Below are 16,870 nucleotides of genomic sequence, written 5' to 3'. Positions count from 1 at the left end.
CGGTCTTCAGCCCTCATTGTCCATTATCCATTATCCATTGCTAGATTTTTCCTGATTTGCCGGCTTAATGTCTCCACCGAAGCGTGACTGCTTAAACCGTCTTCCGGCGTATGCAAGCAATAATCGACCAGGCGTTCCACCGACGATGTCGCCACATGCATGCGGGTGTCGGACGAGGCATAATAGATGAAGACGGTGCCGTCATTGTCTGCAATCCAACCGTTACTGAACAATACATTCGACACGTCCCCGATCCGTTCTTCCCCCTCGGGCGCCATGAAATAACCACCGGGCGAGGCGATCAACTTCGAAGGGTCTTCCAGCGAAGTCATATACAAATATAATACATATCTGAGTCCCGCGGCACATGCTCTCACACCATGGGCCAAATGAACCCATCCTTTCGGGGTTTTAATCGGTGCAGGACCCTCGCCGTTTTTCAGTTCTTTGATGGTATGATAAAACCGTCGGTCGACGATGGTTTCCTCGGTGATGACGGCGCGGGTGATATCGTCCACCAACGCCCAGCCGATGCCCAATCCGCTTCCGGCATTGATAAATCCGTCTTGCGGACGCGTATATAGGGCGTATTTGCCGTTTACGAATTCCGGATGAAGAACCACATTGCGTTGCTGGCTGGTCGATTCCACATCCGGCAGACGCTCCCACGTTTTAAAGTCTTTTGTGCGCACGATGCCGGCGGTAGCCTTCGCCTTCGACAAATCCCCCTGTTCGGCGGTTTCGTCGAAACGTTCCACGCAGAACAGGCCGTAGATCCAGCCGTCCTCATGCTGCGTGAGGCGCATATCATACAGGTTGGTTGCCGGATCGCCGTTTTCGGGAATGCTGATTGGATAATCCCAAAACCGGAAATTATCGATTCCGTTGGGGCTTTCGGCCATCGCGAAAAACGACTTCCGGTCGGCGCCTTCCACCCGCACGACTAACAAATATTTTCCCTGCCATTTGATGGCCCCTGCATTCATGGTCGCATTGATGCCGATGCGTTCCATGAAAAAAGGATTCGAGGTTTCATCGAAATCGTATTTCCAAAAAACGGGCACATGGGCGGCCGTAAGGACGGGGTTTTTATATCGCTCAAAGATTCCGTTGCCGTATAATTCCGGTTCGTTCTTTATAGAAAGCAGTTTTTCATATTCCGCCGTAATACTTTCTAAACGTCTTTTTATAGAATCGCTCATTTTTTTCCTGTTTATTCGTAATTAACTTTTTGTTTCCTTCAACTAATTATGAGGGGTGAAATTCTTGGGAATCCCCGAGCCGTTATTCTTTCAAGCTCGGCATTTTATCTCTTGTAATCACTTTTTCGTTAGTGAGCAGGCTCGAGAAATAGGTCGCGCCGTTATGACTGTCCGATCGGGTGTAATCGCCGTTCCACGGCATGAACCACGACCATGTGTCGCCGTATTCAAACATCGATTCGATGGAAGGGATCGATCCGCATTCGCTAAGCGTGACTATTTTTCGTCCTTCGTACAAGCTTTTTACCTTATCGAAAGCGATATACTGTGAACCGTGTTGATTTTCTCCCGGATAAATATCCATGCCGATAATATCGACATACTCATCTCCCGGATACCAGTCCAACGCCGTGTCGGACGCATCGCTCGTCCATACCCAAATCAGATTGTTCAGTCCGTGATGATGAACCAGCCGGTCGAACATGAGTTTCCACAACGTTTTACACGGCCCGGCTCCCTTGGCGCCCCACCAGAACCATGCGCCCGCCGCTTCGTGCAACGGCCGCCAGAGAATGGGAATACCGGCCTCTTTAAATTGTTTTAGATACCCTGCTATCGCATCGATATCGGTTATCATCGCTTGATATTCCTCCGAGTTCGTATCGCTGATTTTCGACACGTCGAAGGTTGTTTTTTCCGTATAAAATTCATCGGACTGTTTCAGCGGGTCGCGCCAATGCCACATAATGGAAACAAGGCCGTTTTCGTTCCACCAGTTTTTCACGTTGGCGGTCATCTGCGTATAAGGGCTTACACCCCAAGAGGTCGTGTAATTGATGAGGTCGAACCCCGCTAATGCCGGCCATTTGCCCGTGTTGTCAAACATCCATTGTGCCTCTTCAATGCCCGTGCTGTAATTCGCCATCGCGCCGGAAATCACTTTTTGTCCGAAGTTCTCCTTCAGAAATTCATATACGTTTACGGCTTCTTTGGAGGCCGACGGGGTCACCAAATTCGCCGCGATATGAAAAGGAATATCTTCGCCGGCCGGAGCAATTTCGATATAATCGAGGTTGATCCATCCCCAATTCTTTTTGATGAGAATCGTGTTTTCCCCGGTTTTCAGCGAAACCTTATTCACGGAGATCGTTCGCCATTCATTCGTGGCATCGAAAACAACCGTCGATAATGGCGTTCCGTTCACCACCAAATCGTTCTCTTTCTTACTGTTCCCGTTGGAATAACGGAAAGAGAGCGTATATTTTCCCTCTTCGGGAAGCGTCACTTTGAACGAAATATCGCCGTCTTTTTGATTCACATATCCGGTTCCTGAGTAACCGCTTAGAGCACTTTCTACCACCGCGCCGTTGGTTAACGCCGCCTCTTCGGCTTCGTAACGCTTCGAGTCGGCTACCGTAGAGAAGGAAAACGATACGGCCTCCGCGGCTTCGCCTTTGGCGTTTTTCACCGCGCCTTTCGGAATAGATATTTGATACGTCTTATTCTTTTCCAATGCAATGGTGAAAATCAATTTCCGAGCCTGCACGGTCACGGTTGCTTGTTGGTCGTTGACCGTTACCGGAATCGTTTCATTCAAGGCGATATCGGTATTGTACACGGCTGATATTTCCGTGTCGAGCAGCACATCCACACTTTGGTCGGCAGGAGTGGCATATAAAAACTTCGGAAATTTCACATCGGGAGTTTCCCCGGGATTGTCTTTCTCGCAAGAAGACCAAACGAACAGCATTAGCAATGCCGATAGCCAATAACTTATTTTTTTCATAATGATACAGGTATGAGTTTATGATTGTGATAATACTTTTATTTCCCAAATAGAAATTGGGGCCGATTTCGCCTCGGCTCTTATGACGTTGATACGGATATATCGCGCCGAGACTTCTTTTTCCGAGACGCGAGTTTCGTATGCTTTTCGAGCTCGCTTCGAATAATCGGCATAGACCGACCATTCGTCGTTATCGTTCGAATATTCTATTTTATACAAATAATATTTGTCGAAGTATTCGAAATCGACTTGCACTTTCGATATCGCTTCTTCTTTTCCCAAGTCGATGTTAATCCATTTGTCTTCTCCCAATTGAGCCTGCCAACGCGAGTCGTTTCGTCCGTCCACCGCTCCTGCCGGGGGATAGTCCGATTCGAGGGAATTGGTCGTCACCGTTTTGTTCAGCGCAAGGTTGCGGTAGGGGGATTTGCTCAATCCCAACGATGAAAAGTCGTCGATGGGTTCGACTTTCACGATTTCGCCCTGCGGATTAAAGAACAGCTCGGCTGCCGAAGAAAAGCGGTAGTTGCAAGTAGGATAGCGTTGTTGGTCTTGACGGTGATAGAACAGGAACCATCTTCCGTTCACTTCGATAACGGAAGAATGTCCGGGGCCGAATATTTTCTTTTCCGGTGTGGTGTCGAGTATCGGGTCGGGAGTCGGTTCGTGGTACGTTTTACGCGGAGCATCGGCCATGGCGTAACGGACATTGTAGGTGTCGAGCCAGCAATGGCCGCCCGCCCATACCAAATAATATTTTTTATCTTTAAAAAAGAGGTACGGGCCTTCGGTGAAATCGGTAAAGTCGCCTTCCAAGGGCTGGCTACTGATTACTTTACGCATATACGTAGGCGAGTTCACATCGTTATCGAACGTCAGCAGGTTTTTCCAGGAGCCGACGCCCAAAATTTGGTTGCTCACCGGGTCGCGGAACAGTTCCACATCGAAGTCCTTGATTTGAAAGGTCTCTTTCCACGGGCCGAAGGGCGAATCGGCTTCCATCATATAAGCCAGATAATCCACGCCTTGCTGATGTACCATATAATATTTGCCGTTGTCGCCTTTGAGCATACTCGGCGCCCAGAAAAAGCGGTCATTGATATCCAGATAATGGATATCCCAGTTGACCAAGTCTTCGGATACCCAGAGGAAGGGTTCGCCGTTATGGTCTTCGTAGCCGTCGCTTGTAATCGACAGGTAATATTTCCCGTCCATATAACGGATACTCGGGTCGGCGAAATAGCCGGGCACGATGGGATTTTGAGCCGAAACGGCCAGTGCGGCAAAAAGGAGTAACAGAATGTAAAGAAGTCTTTGCATCGCTTTTATTATTTATAGAGGTTGGGTAAGTCGTTTCCAAATAAAATATCCGGCAGGTTTTTGAATTTTATAAAGTCGTCCGTCGCCGGATGTGCCGGATAAGGGACGAAGAAATGCTCCGGGCGGTCGTAAGCGTTACGCCACAACAATACATAAGCCGGTTTATACGGGGCGACGGCTTTATATAATACCTCGGTAAACCATTTGTTCATGGGAATTTGTTCCAATCCGGTTTCGCTGAAAACGAAGGCTTTCTTGTGTGCCGCTGCATATCGGGAGAGAAACTCCATGATCTTATTTACATCCGAGATGAATTTACCGGCAGAATCTTCTGCGCCGCGATGATATAAATCGAGCCCCAGGATATCGACAAACTCATCGCCCGGATAACGGTCGAAATATTCCTGTTCGCCCGTTACAAAATCAGGAGAGTACACATATAAAATATTGTGGAGGTCTTTTTTATCCCGTAGATAGGTTACCGTAAAATGCCATAAAGCGAGATAGTCGTCTTTTTCGCATAACTCTCGGCCCCACCAGAACCAATTTCCCGTATGTTCGTGATAGGGGCGGAACAGCACGGGAACAGCCGTGCCATTACCAGTCTTCAGAGAGGCGATAAATGCCGCCACATGATCCAGCCATTCGAGGAATAGGGCATGCTTCTCTCCATCGGGGAGAATGGATTTTACGACTTCTTTCGAGGAAACATCCCATGACGAGCCTCCCGTAAACGGATTCTGCACATGCCAGCTTAACGTATTGACGCCCCCTCTTTCATAGGCTTCGATGATGTGGCTACGCATTTGCTCAAAAGGCACGTTGTCGATATTCTGGGGACAGCCTGTTTCGATATGTCCCAAATCCCAGCCATATACTGCCGGATAATCGCCCGTAACTTTTTTTACGTCCGACTGTCCGCTTTCGCCCGTCCATCCAATGCCGTAAGAAGTGTCGTCTTGATGTCCGAATAGAATGCTTTTCCCCTGTATTTTCACCAAATTAGTATATAGCGATAGGGTTTCCCAAGTCGCTTTTTTATCGACCGTTTTTTGTACGGGCGATGTACAGGAATAGGTGAAAAACGCCCCTAACAACAACATTCCTATTATTCTCATTTTCTGTTTTATCTTTTCTTTCGTCCGAATCAAAAAAGATAGAAGAGGGCATGCCCTGTTTTAAAAAGGCATCCTCTTCTATCATGCTATTCATTATTCTTTAGTTGTATCCAACGGCACGGAAGTGAAAATGAAATAATCCATGTTCAGTTTGGCATTCGTACCGCTTTGAATGTTTCCGCCACGAGCGTACACGCTGAAGTTAAAGGATTGGGAAAGGTTGAACGCATCGGCCGAGCCTCCCCATACATCCCATGTGGAAATGTTGACAAGCATGGAGCGCCACACCCATTTGCTGTTGGTGGACGCGAATTTATAGTTATCACCATAAGAACCGTCCAATTTCTGATTCGCCAGCTTATTATCGCCCTGAAGGAGTTGGAACCCGGCATATCCTTCACTGTCTCCGGTGTTTACCAGAAAGTTGAGGTACATCGCGTTGTTGTACTTTTCGGGATCGAGCCCCGGAACATCCACACTCATGATATTCCCTAACCATGCCCAAGGATCGCTACCTACGGTATAATTGTATGTTACGTACTTTTGGCCCTGATAGTAGCCGGTCAAATTTGCTCCGCCATTGAAGGCAATAGGCAAATCGCCGCCGGCAGGAGCTTCGGCATCCCAAATGAGAGTCGGATTCAACGGCCCGTCGGTAATCATCACTTGGTCGATTATAATATCGAAGGGTTCGGCAGAGGATACATTTCCTCCTCTGAACCAAAGATCGATTTTATCTACGTTCCCTTTGATATCCGTCCATCCCATTGCTTCCAAGTCATACGAACGCCATTCCCATCCATTGGTTGTGAACTTATGGTCATCGCCGGATTGTCCTTTAAAATGCTTGTCCGATTCGGTTCCTCCGATGGTGATGGCCGGATTCATGTACCCGCTCTTACCATTGGTATTCACAAGGAACGTGATATGGGGCTTTTTAAATGCCGAGAAATCAAATCCCTTTCCGCCGTTATCGGACGTCAGTTTGATATAGCAACCATCCCAACCATTTCCGGCGGCGGCTTTTACTTGATATCCTTTTCCGAAGAATCCATTGTTGACGACTTCTGCCGTATAGGAAGAACTACCCCAGCCATCCGCGGTTATCGGGTCGGTTTCGAAATCCCAGAGCAAAATAGTCTGTTCGGGAACATACGTATCTTTCGGTTCAACCACATTGATATCGGGCGACGTAAGAATTTGCCCGGTCTTTGTGGTAACGGTTAATTTCCCGCTTGCCGGTAACGTCAATCCGGAAGTCGCATACGTGGCGGATGTTTCGTTTGCCGCCGATTTGCTTAATGGCAAGTTCTCGAATTTGACGGAACGAATCATATCCACATTCTCTCCGAGGAGTTTGATGGTCAGTCCCCGTTCGATTTCGGCCGGCCATTGAGTGATGGTTACATCCAAATAGTGAGGAATAAATGATTCTTCCGAAGAAAATTCCCTTTTATAGTTATTTCTCACCGTAATGCCGCCGGCTTCGGCGGTGCGGGGTACCTGAAAGACCAGTTTTTCTTCGTCTTGACTGATAATGGTACCGGAAGCATTTCCGATATATACCGACGTTACGAGATCCATATTTTCTCCATATAACGTTACTTCACTCCCCACAGCCCCGGTTTTGGGATTAAAATCCACAATTTCCGATACCGGCAAATTGATGTCGTAATCTTCGGAAAAATCCTTTTCATCACATGCGGTCCATAGTATCATAAAAAGCACACCGCAGAGTATTTTTATAGTTTTTATTGTTTGCATATCCTACGTGATAATTTAATAGTTCGGATTTTGTTCGATATTCCAGTTTTGCACTTCGTCCAGCGGAATAGGAAGGACCGGAATATATTTATTATCTTTCCCTACGAAAGCGTGGTTCTTAATTCTTTCCGCAATTCCTTCATGTCGATATTCGGCGTTGCTATCTTTTTCCGTTCCGATCAAGTCGGAGTCTTTCACTTTCGACACCGCATCGATGAGCTTCCCGGTGCGAATCAAGTCCCACATACGATTCGATTCCATCGCCAATTCGAGTCGGCGTTCGTTGAGGATGGCGTCAAGCAATGCGGTTCCCGAAGCCGTGACATTCGGTATGTTCGGTGTACTTGCCGGCAGGGTGTATCCCTCGGGGTTCCCGCTGACATATCCTTTGCAATAAGAGCTTTTCCGCGCCCGCTCCCTTACCATATTGACGTATTGCCGTGCTTCGGCTTCGCTTCCCTTATGGTAAGCCGCTTCGGCATGGATGAGCAGCACATCGGCATAGCGCATCACGATAATATTCTTGTTCGCCGCTTTGTCCAAGGACGGTTTAAAAGGAATTGCCGCTTTCCGGTTCAGGTAATTACTGCCTTGCTCCGACCGGTTAAACTTCATCTGCACACCATACAATATTTCATTATTAAACCCGATGCCGTAAACCGTACTCGAAAGGCGCGGGTCAGAAGCATCGAATGCATTCACAAGGTCTTGCGTCGGATTATGGAACCCCCATCCGGTGTTCGCACCTTCATTTTCTTCGCGATTGCCTTGGAAGAGCGGGTAGGCATTTCCTACCGATTTTGGCGGATCGATCGCCGTGCCCTCCGCCGCTTGTATTTCGAATATCGATTCGGAACTGTTTTTATTTTCATATTCAAATAAGGTGGCGAAGTTGCTTGCCAAGCTATACTCCCCGGAATTGATTATATCTGAAGTCAACGCATACACTTCATCCCATGTATGGGCGTTTTCATTATCGATCCCGATCTGATACATCAAAGATTTGGCAAGGAAGGCTTTTGCCGCGCCTTTCGTGGCACGCCCTAAATCCGAGGCTTCATATTCGCTCCTTTCCGGAAGCAATTCGATGGCTTTTTGCAAATCGGCGTTGATGAATTCGAACGTTTCGTGAATGCTTGCCCGCGAAACCTTGCCGAATTCGGATGGACTTAACGGTTGAGAGAATAAAGGGACTCCTCCGAAATGACGGAGTAAATAAATGTAATGGTATGCCCTCAAAAAATAACTCTCTCCCAGCAACCTGTTTTTCAGATCTTCCGAGATGGGCGATTCCGGAAGATTCTGAACGGCATAATTACAGCGGGAGACTCCCCAGAAGCCGTGAATCCAAAATGCCGTTGCAATGCCGTTGCCTTGCTGCGCGCTGAAATCTTCAATCTGTACAAGAGGCGCCATATCGGAAAGATTGCTTCCCTTTACGGCATCGTCGGTGGCGATACTCGCCAGCATAAAATCGTAGTGATGGTCCATCCAATTGCCGTCAGGCCCGTGGCCTTCCGTTTGCGAGAGGATGTCGTAAATACTGTTGATGACTTTTATCGCATTTTCGTCGGTATTCATATAATTCCCGCTGTTTTCCTGTCCCTGCGGTTTGAGGTCGAGAAAATCATTACAGGAAGCCAAAAACAAGGCGATTGATAGAATATATATTATCTTTTTCATAATGGAAATAATAATGGTGTTGTGTTTAAAAACTAAGATTCAAGCCAACCGTAAACACACGCGGAGTCGGATAGCTGGCCATGTCGACTCCGGCATTCAGCGGGCTGCTCCACAAATCTCCCATTTCGGGATTATATCCGGAGTATTTCGTAAATGTCAGGAGGTTATCGGCGGAAACATAAATACGCGCCTTGCTTAAATGAATTTTCCTGGAAAGATGAGACGGTAGTGTATAGCCTAACTGTAACGTTTTTAACCGAAGATAAGATCCGTCTTCTATATACCGGTCGGAAAAGCGATCGTTTTCGTTTTTATCGTTTTGATTGACCCTCGGTAAATCGGAATTCGGATTATCGGGAGTCCATCGGTTCATCATATCCTTTGAGTTACTCCATTCCCGCATGTGTGAACTATATAATACCGAATACATGTAATTCGCGATTTCATTTCCTTGCGACCCCTGAATAAAGGCGTTGAAGTCAAATCCCTTGTAAGCGGCCGAAAGAGAGAATCCATACGTAAAGTCGGGATTGGGGCTGCCCAGGTGAATGCGGTCATTATCGTCGATCTTCCCGTCGTTATTTCGGTCGACAAAAATGACATCTCCCAGTTTGGCGTCCGGTTGTATCGGCATTTCATTGCCGCCTGCATTGATATAGGTATGAGCTTTCAATTGTTCCTCCGTTTTGAAAATACCTGCCGTTTGCAAGCCGAAAAACGAAGCGATTTCACGTCCTTCTTCGGTTTTGCTGTAGGTGCCGTAGAGGGGTTCTCCTCCTCCCAACGAAGTGACTTTATTTTTAATCGCCGAAATATTGAAAGCGGCATTTAAATAGAAATCTTTCCCTAAGGTCGTGTCATAATTGATACTGAACTCCACGCCCTTGTTTTGAACCGATCCGGCATTGGTTTTCGGCCGCGCTTTACCGGCATAAATAGGAATGGGCGTATCGAGAATCATATCATTGGTGTTCCGGATGAAATAGTCTATATTTCCCGATAATCCGCCGTTGAATAGGCTGTAATCGAGTCCTATATTATATTGTTCCGACGTTTCCCACGATAGTTCCTCGTTGGCGAGTTTCTCTTGGATGACGCCATCCACCTGCGAGCCGCCGAATACTGCCGTATAACCGTTTGTCATAAGGGTCAGATAGTCGAAGTTGCCGGCGCTTGCCTGATTTCCCACATGTCCCCAACCTGCGCGAAGCTTCAATTGAGAAAGAGGGGAATTACTTTTCAAATCTTCCATAAATGCTTCTTCCAACATATTCCATCCTGCTGAGAAAGAAGGAAAATAGCCCCATTTCTTCTTGAATTTCGAAGTGCCGTCGGCACGATAGGTTCCGGTGAAAAGATATCTTCCGTCAAAGCTGTAATTCATTCGGAAGAAACCGGACAACAAAGCATTATGATCGCCGCTTCCCGATACTTCCAAATTCTCCTTGTTGGGCGACATGCTCAGGTATCGTAAATCGGCATCTTGGGGAACATCATATACTTTCCCGAAGATATTGTTCGATTTCGATTTTTGAGCTTCCATCCCGAGCGTCGCATTGATGCTATGCTTGCCGAAAGTGTTTACATAGCTGAAATATTCGTTGGTATTCCAATAAATGTTTTGACTTCTGTTCTCCGTTAATTCGCTTCGATTCCGTTGTTGATCTGCCGTAATATAATATTGCGGAGAATAATTTTTGGAGAGTCCGTAAGCAAAGTGTTGTCCGAATTGAGCTCTGAAAGATAACCCTTTGAACAGAATATCGTCTATTTGCAGATAAGCGTTGGCGATAAAGCGGTCTTCGGAGGTCTTTCTGAATTGATTTTCATAGGCCGACAGCGCCGGATTTGTCCCGTAAGAAAAATAAATTTCGCCGAATTGATCGGTATAAGAGTCCCAAGCTGCCGATACCGGGTCGGCTTTTAAAGCCGATGTCAGAGAGCCTGAATAAAAGTCTCCGTTATTTCCCGATTTTTGATACGTCGTATAAGATGCGTTGATGCCGATATGAACATTGTCATACAACTTGTATTCATTATTTAAGTGAAACATAAATTTATCGAGGTAGGTGTTTTTGATAATTCCTTCCTCTTTTGAGTACGTTCCGCCGATATCATACTTATTGCGTTCGGATCCTCCGGAAACATTCAGATTATAATTTTGCGTCGTTCCGGTACGCATGATTTCATCCTGCCAGTTCGTTCCGACGCTATTGTTCTGAATCGCATAGTCAAGAATGGATTGCATAGTTTGCGAGGGCGTCAAATTTGCATTTGCATACGATTCGAGTTTCAGGGTGGCAAATTCCGACGCATTGAGCATCTGCAATTGCTTCGTGGCTTGTGTCGTTCCGGCAAATACATTGACATTGATTTGCGTTTTCTTATCGAAAGCGCCGCTTTTCGTTTTGACCAATATTACGCCGTTTGCCCCACGAGAACCATAAATCGCTACCGCGGAAGCATCCTTGAGAATTTCCATCGACTCGATGTCCTGAGGAGCAATGTGACTAATGTCGTTTACCGGGAATCCGTCGACTACAAATAAAGGGTCGGAGTTGTTGACGCTACCCGTTCCGCGGATGCGGATTTTGGTTCCGGCGCCCGGTTCGCCGGAGTTGTTGACGACACTTACACCCGGAGCCCGCCCTTGAATAGCCTGCGTGACATCCACCGCCGACAGTTTCGTCAATTGATCGCTTTTCAGAGAAGAAAGCGATCCGGTCAGGTCGCTCTTGCGCATGGATCCGTATCCCACGACCACCAATTCGTCTAACTGTTCGGTGTCTTGGTTCATTAAAACCGTTAAATGGGTTTGATCGCCGATGTTGATTTCCTGTGTCTTATACCCGATACTCGAAAAAACCAGTATCGGATTTTCCGTCGTTACATTCAAGGAAAAATTCCCGTCGATGTCCGTTATAGTACCGTTCGTCGTTCCTTTTTCCATGATACTGACTCCAATCATCGCAGATTTGTCGTTGCTGTCCGTTACGGAGCCACTTACACTGCGTTGTTGTGCCATCATTGAGAAGCTCATTAACAGAGCCATACATAACATACTAATGTTTTTCATACAATGTGAACTATTATAAATAAAAAAATATTACATATATGTTACAAAAGTAGTGGCTTGAAATCGTATATTCAAGTATTATTTTATCTTATATATGTACTTTTTTAACTTGCGGAAATTAAACGGATTGTTTCCTAAAAAATGCCGTTTATTGCTGGCCTTTTTGTTTTAGATTTAACAATAAACTTGTTGCTCAATAAGCGTAGAAGTCAATTAATAGATGTAGTTTGTTGGGAAATGGTATTATTTTAACGCAAAACGACATCCTCCCTTCTATCGGGAACGGTCAATCCTAAATGATCATTTTCTTTTTCCGGTAATTCTCGCGGAATTCTTTTGGTGAGCAGCCCTTTCTTTTTTTAAATATCCGGTTGAAGTTGGATAGATTGTTGAACCCGCAATCGAAGCAAATTTCGGCGATCGAATTGGTGGTGTCGGCCAGCAAACGCGTGGCGTGGCCTAAACGAATGTCGATAATGTAATCCGATACGGTTTTGCCCGATCGTAACTTGAAGAAACGGCTGAAGGCGACCGGAGTCATACCGATCTGGTCGGACAATTCGTCCAGGCGGATTTCTTTTTTGTAATGGGTATTGATGTATTGATATATTTTGCGCACACGGCGACTGTCGGAGCCGTCATCGATTTGGGCGAACGAGGAACTGGCCAACGTCCGGTAATTGTCGCAGAGAGAAAGCTCGTAAAGGATGTTCAGGAACTTGATGACCGCATGAAATCCCGACTCTTCACTCGACAGCGAGTCGATCATCGGATAGACTTTCATAATGGTATTCATCGGGAAGTTGATTCCTTTGCGGCCATTGTCGAGCATTTTCCGGATGCTTGCGAATTGATTCTTATGAAGGAAATTGCCGAAAAACAGGTCTTGCGAAAATTGAATGGTAATTTCACGAATGTCTTTCGACTGACATTCATGTTGCTCCCATACATGCTCTAACTCCTCGCCCGTAATAAGAGTCAAGTCATATTTACCGATAGTTTCGACGGAGTCGCCCACGATGCGCCGCACCCCTTCGGCATTTTCGATGTAATTGATCTCACATTCGTTATGCGAGTGTAGCGGATAGGTGAACTCGGTCTTTCTCCGGTCGGCAATATAAAAACAATCCTTGTCGGACAAAGGCGTTATCTCATGTATGATATAATTGGAGTGCATATTCATTTTAGCTCTCTGCTGTTCGTTTTGACCGAGGGGGGGCGCCCGGCGGCGGCGCTCCCGGGTCGGATGATGCATTAGGCGAACGTGAAATCCAACTGTCTGCGTTCGAGATTCGCCCGGGCAACTTGTATTGTAACCGCTTGACCAAGGCGGTACTCGCGTTTTTTGCGTCGGCCTACCAACCGGTAGTTCTTCTCATCGAGTTCGTAAAAGTCGTCGTCGAGTTCGCGGATAGGAATCATTCCCTCGCATTTGTTTTCGTTGATTTCGACATACAATCCCCATTCGGTGACGCCCGATACCACGCCGTCGTAAACCTTTCCGAGTTTGTCCGACATAAATTCCACTTGTTTATATTTGATGGAGTCGCGCTCGGCGTTGGCAGCCAGTTGTTCCATGTTGGAGCAATGCTTGCACTCTTCTTCCAGCGGCGCCTGTTCGACGCTGCGCCCCCCTTCGAGATATTTTTCCAACAGCCGATGCACCAGCATATCGGGATAACGGCGGATGGGAGAGGTGAAATGCGTGTAGTAATCGAACGCCAACCCGTAATGGCCTACGTTTTTGGTCGAATAAACCGCTTTCGACATGGTGCGGATGGCGATGGTTTCCACCAGGTTTTCTTCGGGACGCCCCTGTATTTTATCGAGCAGTGAATTGATACTCTTGGCGACTTCTACCTTCGAACCTTCCGTTTTGATTTTATGGCCGAAGCGCAGAATGAATGTATTTAAGGTGTCGAGCTTTTCGGGATCCGGCACATCGTGTATACGGTAAACGAATGTTTTGGCGTGCCGTCCTTTGGGTACTTTTCCGATGGTTTCCGCTACGGTGCGGTTGGCCAGCAGCATGAATTCCTCGATCAGGTGGTTCGACTCCTTCGATTCTTTGAAATACACCCCTAACGGTTTGCCGTTTTCATCGAGATTGAATTTGACTTCATAGCGTTCGAAGTTGATGGCGCCGTGGGCGAAACGCCGGCTGCGGAGTTGCTTTGCCAGATTGTTGAGAGTGAGTATCTCCGAAGAAAAATCGCCTTTGCCTGTTTCGATGACGGCCTGAGCGTCTTCGTAGGTGAGGCGGCTATTGGAGTGAATGACCGTGCGGGCGATGCGTGACTTTTTCACTTCGGCTTTATCGTTGAGCGTGAAGATGGCGGAAAAACAGAGTTTGTCTTCATGCGGGCGAAGCGAGCAAAGTTCGTTGCTGAGGCGTTCCGGCAGCATGGGAATGGTGCGGTCGACCAAATAGACCGATGTCGCCCGTTTTTCGGCCTCGGTATCGATCAGGTCGCCCGGCTTTACGTAATGCGTCACATCGGCGATATGCACGCCGACCTCCCATGTCGTGGGCGATAGTTGGCGGAGCGACAAGGCATCGTCGAAATCTTTCGCATCCTTCGGGTCGATGGTCATGGTAAACACCTCGCGGAGGTCTTCGCGCGCCGCGATTTCCTTCTCCGATATTTTATCGGGAATAAGCGCGGCGAATTTCTCTACATTTTCGGGATAGCGGAAGGGGAGGTCATATTGCGCCAGAATGGCATGCATTTCGGTGTTGTTGTTGCCCGGCTTGCCGAGGATGTCGATGACCCGACCCACGGGGTTATTGACTTTTTCGGGCCATTCGATGATCTCTGCGACTACTTTGTCTCCATTCTTGCCGCCGTTGAGGGCGTCTTGAGGAATGAAGATGTCGTTCGCGAGAATCTTGCTGTCGAGCACCACAAAGGCGAAATGTTTATCCAATTGCAGCGTGCCCACGAAGCGCGTTTTGGCCCGTTGGAGGATTTCGATCACCGTGCCCTCGGTATCGGCGCGCTTTCGTTTGGCGAGTAGTTGCACTTTCACACGGTCGCCGTTCATGGCGTGCTTCGAGTTGCGTTCGGAAATGAACACCGTGTTGGCGTCATCGTCGGGGACGAAAAAGTTTTTCCCGTTGCTGCGGCGTTCAAAGCGTCCTTCGAGTACGAGGCCGCGGTCGTTGATGCGATATCTGCCGCGCGAGGTTTCGAGCAGCATATCTTCATCGCGCAGTTTGTCGAGGACTTTTACAAGCACCTTGCGCGCCTCTTCGCCACGCACGTTTAAAGCGGCGGAGAGCTGTTTATAATTGAATTGTTTATCTTTATTTTGTGTAAGGAAGCCAATGACGCCCTCGGCGAGGTCTTTCTTTTTAGGTTTATTTACGGGATTTGAAACCGTTTCTTTTTTGCTCATATTTTTTACTTTCTATGTTCGATGTTGTAATTCCTCACGGTTAAAAACAACAGAACGTGATTTTAGTTGATACAAAGAAACAAAAAAATGTAATCCGTTGCGATAGAATAGAGAAATAAATAACCGTCGACTCTCCATACGGGGATCGGGAGCCGGCGGTTGGGGTTTGCGGGTCAAGCTCGCAAAGATTGAAAAAGATTGAAAGAGATTGAAGAAGATTGCGGGTCAAGCCCGTAATAACCAATCGTGAAACAATTTTAAACGGATTCTTATCTCTTGAAGAATGTTTTCAGATTCTTTTCCAATTCATCGCTTTTGAAATTTTCCAAAATAATCTGTCCTTTTTCATCGACAAGGAAGCAAGCCGGAATGGCTTTAATATTGAACAGATTACTTAATGATTTGTCCGCATCCAGGAAATTGGGCCATTGCATTTGTTCCTTTTCCATCGCTTTCTTCCAGGCTTCGGCGTCGTCATCGATGGATATGCTCACGATTTCAAATCCTTGGGAGGCATATTCGGCGTAAATCTTTTTTAAGTTGGGAATTTCTTTCCGGCATGGAGCGCACCAGGAAGCCCAGAAATCGATGAGGATGTATTTTTTTCCTTTCGATAATTCGGCAAATGAAATCTTTTCGGCCTTCTCGTCCGTCAGGGAAAAAGCAGGCGCCTGTTCACCGACAAAAGACTTCGGGTAAAGTTGATCGTGGAGGATTTTTCCGTAATAACTGTTTTTAGCTTCATCGGAAAACTGTTCGAACCACGGTTGTTGCTCAGGGGTAAAATAAGACATCACGTTGAGCATGAGGAAAGGCCCCCACCAAGTATCCTTATTATCCGAAAACGCTTTTTGATAAGTAGAATTGACATTTTCGAAAAACGCTTTTTCCTCTCTTTGGAATTTTAATGCGGCTTCCGTCTTCCCTAACGAATCCATCTTGGATTGATTGTTTTCGGCTTTCGCCTGATTGGTCTGTGAAAGAATGTCCGCGCCGGCATCCATGTACGCTTTATACTGGGCATTCAGTTCTTCTTTAAATTTCATTTTTTCTACATACAAATCGTGTGTAGGAGACCCTTTGACCTGCACATTTTCGAAGCCGGCCCATTTCCTGCCGTCCGTATCCTCCAGCTTCACGTCGGCCGTGAGTTCTATCTTGCTGTTTTCGATAAACAAGGAAGTCCCGCCGTAATAGCCGTTCACCCGAAGATAATAAAAGCGCGGTTCGGGCACATCACCCGTAAATTTAAATGTACCGTCGCGAACGACAGCCGTGTCTTCCGGCAATACATCTTTATGCGTCGCACCGGGAACCAGAAGGATTTCCGTACCGTCGGCAATGCCGGTTAATTTGCCGGTTAACGTATACTTCGGCGACGAAGAACATCCGGCCATCAGCCCTACAACAAGAGCCGTCATAATCCACTTACTTTTCATATTCAACTAGTTTAATTTTATAATTTAATGACTTCATAGTTCATAGTTCATAGTTCCTAACTCATAGTTCATAGTTCCTAACT

Annotated in this window: 10 protein-coding genes; all 10 read right to left on the bottom strand. The window is 46.8% G+C overall.

What is annotated here, in order from left to right:
• Positions 1 to 23: 23 nt before the first annotated feature.
• Positions 24 to 1,202, bottom strand: coding sequence for a glycosidase (locus tag ABNK31_RS15340; protein ID WP_418893324.1), 1,179 nt, complete (start codon positions 1,200 to 1,202; stop codon positions 24 to 26).
• 82 nt (positions 1,203 to 1,284) lie between these two features.
• The gene (locus tag ABNK31_RS15335) at positions 1,285 to 2,988 is read right to left on the bottom strand and encodes a glycosyl hydrolase (RefSeq protein ID WP_418893323.1); all 1,704 of its coding nucleotides are present in this window, start codon (positions 2,986 to 2,988) and stop codon (positions 1,285 to 1,287) included.
• A gap of 18 nt (positions 2,989 to 3,006) precedes the next feature.
• Positions 3,007 to 4,308: a family 43 glycosylhydrolase gene (locus ABNK31_RS15330; RefSeq protein WP_418893322.1), complete on the bottom strand. Its 1,302-nt coding sequence runs from the start codon at positions 4,306 to 4,308 to the stop codon at positions 3,007 to 3,009.
• Between the two features lie 8 nt (positions 4,309 to 4,316).
• Complete coding sequence (locus ABNK31_RS15325; protein WP_418893321.1) at positions 4,317 to 5,426, bottom strand: glycoside hydrolase family 26 protein; 1,110 nt, start codon at positions 5,424 to 5,426, stop codon at positions 4,317 to 4,319.
• Positions 5,427 to 5,519: 93 nt separating this feature from the next.
• Entirely contained in the window at positions 5,520 to 7,190 is a 1,671-nt protein-coding gene (locus ABNK31_RS15320; RefSeq protein WP_418893320.1) for an IPT/TIG domain-containing protein, read from the bottom strand.
• A gap of 15 nt (positions 7,191 to 7,205) precedes the next feature.
• On the bottom strand, positions 7,206 to 8,873 hold the full coding sequence (locus ABNK31_RS15315) for a RagB/SusD family nutrient uptake outer membrane protein (RefSeq protein ID WP_418893319.1): 1,668 nt from the start codon (positions 8,871 to 8,873) through the stop codon (positions 7,206 to 7,208).
• Positions 8,874 to 8,898: 25 nt separating this feature from the next.
• On the bottom strand, positions 8,899 to 11,901 hold the full coding sequence (locus ABNK31_RS15310; protein WP_418893318.1) for a SusC/RagA family TonB-linked outer membrane protein: 3,003 nt from the start codon (positions 11,899 to 11,901) through the stop codon (positions 8,899 to 8,901).
• Between the two features lie 340 nt (positions 11,902 to 12,241).
• Positions 12,242 to 13,132: an AraC family transcriptional regulator gene (locus ABNK31_RS15305; RefSeq protein WP_418895420.1), complete on the bottom strand. Its 891-nt coding sequence runs from the start codon at positions 13,130 to 13,132 to the stop codon at positions 12,242 to 12,244.
• 71 nt (positions 13,133 to 13,203) lie between these two features.
• Entirely contained in the window at positions 13,204 to 15,348 is a 2,145-nt protein-coding gene (rnr, locus tag ABNK31_RS15300) for a ribonuclease R (protein WP_418893317.1), read from the bottom strand.
• A 269-nt stretch (positions 15,349 to 15,617) separates the two neighbouring features.
• On the bottom strand, positions 15,618 to 16,787 hold the full coding sequence (locus tag ABNK31_RS15295; protein ID WP_321579335.1) for a redoxin domain-containing protein: 1,170 nt from the start codon (positions 16,785 to 16,787) through the stop codon (positions 15,618 to 15,620).
• Positions 16,788 to 16,870: the final 83 nt, after the last annotated feature.

This window comes from Limibacterium fermenti (genome assembly GCF_041902845.1).
Lineage (GTDB): Bacteria > Bacteroidota > Bacteroidia > Bacteroidales > Dysgonomonadaceae > Limibacterium > Limibacterium fermenti.
This window is presented reverse-complemented; position numbering and strand designations above follow the sequence as displayed.